This window comes from Rhodopseudomonas sp. B29, from assembly GCF_000333455.1.
GTDB lineage: Bacteria > Pseudomonadota > Alphaproteobacteria > Rhizobiales > Xanthobacteraceae > Rhodopseudomonas.
Window position 1 is genome coordinate 1 of the sequence record NZ_BADD01000135.1, and the last position, 1826, is coordinate 1826.

General features: G+C 57.0%; 2 protein-coding genes. One reads left to right on the forward strand and one right to left on the reverse strand.

The window, feature by feature from the left end; genetic code table 11:
* A partial coding sequence (locus I5M_RS05115; RefSeq protein ID WP_051048662.1) for a metallophosphoesterase occupies window positions 1-1086 on the forward strand: 1086 nt, incomplete at its 5' end.
* 317 nt (window positions 1087-1403) lie between these two features.
* Here the strand turns inward: I5M_RS05115 and I5M_RS05120 are convergent.
* On the reverse strand, window positions 1404-1826 hold a 423-nt coding region (locus I5M_RS05120; RefSeq protein WP_031335431.1), incomplete at its 5' end, for a fumarylacetoacetate hydrolase family protein.

Below are 1826 nucleotides of genomic sequence, written 5' to 3' on the forward strand. Positions count from 1 at the left end.
GTCGGGTCGGAGGTCACCCACACATCCCCTACGCGCGGCCTCTACCGCCAGCTTTTCCATCTGTCGGGGGGGTGGGCATTCGCCAGCTTGCGGGTCGGTCGGACATGCGCCAACTTAGAACATATCAAGAACATCCGTCGAGTCCTCACACAGGCTTCGCCGATTGTCTTAGGCCGGGACGAGCAAATCCCTCAAATCTGCAAGCAACCCGAAAGGGAATGTTGCGGGGCCATGTTCCATGGGTCCAAGGACGCAAAATTGACTTCTGCCTCCTCCCGGCCCCTCAAGATGAATCTCCTAAATCTGCAATCGACCGTGTGCGCGATTGGCGATGTCCACGGACGTTCTGACCTCCTGGAGACTCTCATCAAATTCATAGACGAGCATTCGACCGAAACTCGTCGTCGCCCCCGTGTCTACTTCCTGGGCGACATCGTCGACCGCGGGCCAGACAGCCGCGGAGCCATGGATATCGTATGCGAAACACTGAGGCGCTGGCCGGAAAGCCGTTTGCTCCTGGGAAATCACGATTTCATGTTTCGCGATGCCTTGACGGAGCAGAGGTTCGTCGAAGATTGGTTTATGCGTGGTGCAGCTACCACGCTTGCATCATACCTTGGACACTCAGACTGTTTCACCTTCGATGATCTCCACGAGATCAAAGAACGTTTTGAAGACCACGTGGAGGTCCTGCAATCAGCGTCGTTGAGCGAAGTCCTAGGGCGATATCTCTTCGTGCACGCCGGTATCGATCCGACCCGGCCACCTAATGACCAACGCTTAGCCGACTTACTGCAAATCAGGAGCCGGTTCTTGGATCACGTCGGCCACCTCTCGCATGTCGTAGTCCACGGCCATTCGCCGTCGACGCCGCCATTGCCCATTGTGACTGAAAATCGGATCTCGCTAGATACCAATGCGGTTTACACCGACGTACTTACGATGGCGATGATCGACACCGACAGCAATCGAATGCAGTTCTATTCGACTGATCAGAGTGGGGCAGTAAGGGCAACAGCTCCTGTCCTCGTCAATAGAGGACGCGGCGTTGCCTGCAATTGTCCGACGCATCAGAAGGTGTATTGAACACCATTGGCCGAAGGCATGCATGGTGGGCACGCTTGCCTTATAGACCCCTTCCAGGCAAAAGCGGACCTCCAGCCCCTTTCGGACAGCTGCCATTCGGCGCATCTGACCCAAAGCGGATTTGATGTCTGCCGCGAGTTGGAAGATGTCGAGCCAAGCTGCGCTTTGTGACGCGATCCGAGTGATCAATTCCGGCATCAACCCAGGCGTGGTGACGTCCACCTCACAGATAAACCAAGCTGATTCAATCAAAAGGGAGCTATCGGAAGCAACTGACAGGATACCGAACTCACCTAGCGCGACGTCGATACCGTGGTTTAGAAAATGGTCTCTCTCGCTGCTGCCACTGTCCCGGTGCACTGTCCGAACCCAATCGAAGCGTATCCTGGTCGTCGGCAGCGGCCTGAGAACGAGACGATGTCGCCATCCTGCAGGAAGCCCCGCTCCTCGCCGCTCCCGAGAACCAGGGGCTTGGATCCGGCAGCGGTCAGTTCAAGCATGCTGCCAAGCTCGCCCGCATTCGGTCCGGATATCGTGCCCGTCCCGATCAAGTCGCCGGGCTCAAGATTGCAGCCATTGACAGTGTGATGAGCGATCATCTGCGCGGGCGTCCAATAAAGATTCTGCGCGTTCGAGCGGAGTATCGGAGCGGCTTTGTGGCCTGCTTGACGCATGAGCGACGTCGACAGAGACACGTCGAGCTCGACATCAATGCCGCCGTTGGCTTGGTCCCTGGCATC